Source organism: Salinicola sp., from assembly GCF_982684285.1.
In genome coordinates this window covers 1-2,934 of record NZ_CEXLVS010000362.1, presented here as the reverse complement: position 1 = coordinate 2,934, position 2,934 = coordinate 1, and the positions used below count along the sequence as shown (strand labels likewise).

4 protein-coding genes are annotated in these 2,934 nt (G+C 66.7%); all 4 read right to left on the bottom strand.

What is annotated here, in order from left to right; genetic code table 11:
- Positions 1-158: 158 nt before the first annotated feature.
- Positions 159-1,082, bottom strand: a complete 924-nt coding sequence (locus AC3AYF_RS19845) for an urease accessory protein UreD (RefSeq protein ID WP_295034827.1) — start codon at positions 1,080-1,082, stop codon at positions 159-161.
- Complete coding sequence (gene urtE / locus AC3AYF_RS19840; protein WP_295034829.1) at positions 1,079-1,774, bottom strand: urea ABC transporter ATP-binding subunit UrtE; 696 nt, start codon at positions 1,772-1,774, stop codon at positions 1,079-1,081. The genes AC3AYF_RS19845 and urtE overlap by 4 nt, the downstream gene beginning before the upstream one ends.
- Complete coding sequence (urtD, locus tag AC3AYF_RS19835) at positions 1,774-2,631, bottom strand: urea ABC transporter ATP-binding protein UrtD (protein ID WP_295034831.1); 858 nt, start codon at positions 2,629-2,631, stop codon at positions 1,774-1,776. The genes urtE and urtD overlap by 1 nt, the downstream gene beginning before the upstream one ends.
- Positions 2,628-2,934: ABC transporter permease subunit (locus AC3AYF_RS19830; RefSeq protein WP_487780248.1), on the bottom strand; the 307-nt coding region annotated here is incomplete at its 5' end. The genes urtD and AC3AYF_RS19830, both read right to left, overlap by 4 nt.

Genomic DNA, 2,934 nt, shown 5'->3' with positions numbered 1-2,934 from the left:
TACGAGCTACGAGCTACGAGCTACGAGCTACGAGCTACGAGCTACGAGCTACGAGTTTTGCAATGTTGCGCCGGCTTCGGGGCGCTGTAAAAGCCATGCGCCGGCTTCGGGGCGCTGTAAAAGCCATGCGTCGGCTCCGGGGCGCTGTAAAAAGCCATTCACGTTCTCCAGATGCGCGGCTCGCAAGCGTTGCGTCCGACAAGCAACGGCCTGAGCTCACGCCAGGCAGCGCTGCAACGATCCCAGGCTTCGTTGCGTGAGTGGCCCAGATAGCGCAGCAGCAGTACATCGTGACGCTGGGTGACCGCCCAGTTCCTGGCGGCCGGCATCGTCTCGCGCAGACGTGCCACGGCCTGCTGCGGATCCGCCAGCCCCACCGCCCACAGCGTCGCCTGGACCGTCGCGCCACCCTGCCCCCAGCGGCCCACGAACCGCGGGTGCAGCGGATCCAACGGCTGGCGCTCGAGCCACAGCGGCCGGCCGTCGCGAACCAGCCGAAAGCGCTGCTCGATGCGACCGCTCTCGAACGGCAATTGGCTGGCCGGGCGCCCCAGCGCCATGATCTCCCAACCCAGGCAGCGCGCGCTCCCCCGCAGCGCGATCTCGGTCCGCTGCTCGCCCCGCGAGCCGTCGAAGGCGATCGTCTCCTGGGGCAGCCACTCCAGCATCCCCCCGTCGTCGACGACGAGTCGGTTGGCCTGGGACCAGGCGACGCCGTGGCTATCGGCACGGTAGAGCTTGGTCGCCGCCGGCGTGGTCAGGACGGCATGAGCGCCCGCCCCCACAGCCACGTCAATGGCGAGGGCATCGCCGCTGACCAGCCCTCCCGGGGGATGGAGCAGATAGACGTGGCAAGGATCGGGCTGCCCCACGACCCGGGATTCCGGGTAGAAGGGTCGCTGCACCCGCAAGGGGCCGTGGTGGCGCGCACGAATCAGGCGCGTCCGCATCGCCTCGCCAGTGTCGGCGGGACGCGCGGCAAACGTCAGCGCCAGCGAGGCGCCCCAATGCCGGCTCGCGTCGAAGCGGTGCCCGGAATCCGTCGGCGCCGCTTGCCAATGACATGAAGGCTCTGCCGTCATACGGTTAAATGTCGCTTGATCAGATCGTCGCTCAGGTCGGCAATGTCGCCACCGGCCACGGCCTGGCCGCGATCCATGATCATGAAGCCATCGGCGTATCGACGCGCGAACGGCAGTTTCTGTTCCACCAGCAGCACCGTCAGCCCATCCTCGCGATTGAGACGCCGGATCACCTCGCCGATCTGCGCCACGATGTTGGGCTGGATGCCTTCACCCGGCTCGTCCAGGATCAGCAGCCGCGGGTCGAGCACCAGCGCCCGGCCGATCGCCAGTTGCTGCTGTTGACCGCCGGAGAGGTCGCCGCCTCGACGATAGCGCATCTCCCGAAGCACCGGAAACAGTTCGTAGATGCGCTCGGGAATCCGGCGCTGCCTGTCTCTTCTCGCCGGCAGACCGATACGCAGATTCTCCTCCACCGTGAGCGTGGCGAATATCTGACGCCCCTGGGGCACGTAGCCGATTCCCAGGCCGGCACGCACCTCGGGCCGGCGCATGCGAATGTCTTCGCCATCGAACTGAATCGTTCCGCTACGCGCGGCGACCTCGCCCATGATCGCCTTGAGCAGCGTGGTCTTGCCGACGCCGTTACGGCCCATCACGCAGGTACAGCGGCCGGCGGGCACCTCGAGCGACAGGTCACGCAGGATATGACTCTCGCCATAGTACTGATTGAGCTTATCGACACTCAGCATCAGGCCGCCTCCTCGTCGCCGCCGAGATAGACCTCGATCACCCGCGGGTCGCTGGCAACCTGGTCCATCGTGCCCTCCGCCAGTACGCTGCCCTGATGGAGCACGCTGACCTGCCGCGCGATCGAGCGCACGAAGCCCATGTCGTGCTCGACGACGACGACCGACTGCTGCCCCGCCAGTCGCGTCAACAGTTCCGCGGTGCGATGCATTTCCGGCTCGGTCATGCCCGCGACCGGCTCGTCCACCAGCAGCAGCCGCGGTCGTTGCATCAACAGCATGCCGATCTCGAGCCACTGCTTCTGGCCGTGGGAGAGCACCCCGGCCAAACGGTATCGCTCCTCGGTCAGGCCGATGGTCTCCAGCACCTCGTCGATTCGCGCCTGACCTTCCCGATCGAGCCGGGCCAGCAACGTCTTCCAGATACGCCGATCGCCGGCCATCGCCAGTTCCAGGTTCTCGGTGACGTCGAGCGCCTCGAACACCGTCGGTTTCTGGAACTTGCGCCCGATGCCCAGGTTGGCGATCTGGGGCTCGTCCAGCGTCAAGAGGTTGTGCCGGCTGCCGAACCAGACCTGGCCGCTGTCGGGTCGGGTCTTGCCGGTGATGATGTCCATCATCGTGGTCTTGCCCGCCCCGTTGGGGCCGATGATGCAGCGCAGTTCGCCGTCGTCCACGGTCAGGTTCAGTCCGTTGATGGCGCGGAAGCCATCGAAGCTGACGCTGACGTCCTCCAGATAGAGGATCGGCCCATGGCGCACATCCACCGGCGACTGGGCCGGCACCATGAAATCGAACACGCAGTCCGGCCGCGCGATCTCTCGCAGCTTGCCGAAACGGGAGCCATCCGTCCTGCTCATGCGCTCACCTCCTGACGCTCTCCCGTCCTGCGACCGAACCGCGTGCCCCGCCACGCCGAGATCACCCCGGCGATGCCCTGCGGCAGCAACATCGTCACCAGCACGAACAGGCCGCCGAGAATGAACAGCCAGGCGTCCGGCATCGCCCCCGTCAGCACCGTTTTCAGATAGTTGACCACCAGCGCGCCCAGCAAGGCACCGTAGAGCGTGGCGCGTCCGCCCAGCGCCACCCACACCACCACTTCGATGGAGAACAGCGGCGCGAAGGTGCTGGGGTTGATGATGCCCACCTGCGGCACGTAG

Bases quoted from the DNA above. Each gene is read 5' to 3' on its own strand.
- AC3AYF_RS19845 (WP_295034827.1), bottom strand. From the start codon at position 1,082: ATGACGGCAGAGCCTTCATGTCATTGGCAAGCGGCGCCGACGGATTCC.
- urtE (WP_295034829.1), bottom strand. From the start codon at position 1,774: ATGCTGAGTGTCGATAAGCTCAATCAGTACTATGGCGAGAGTCATATC.
- urtD (WP_295034831.1), bottom strand. From the start codon at position 2,631: ATGAGCAGGACGGATGGCTCCCGTTTCGGCAAGCTGCGAGAGATCGCG.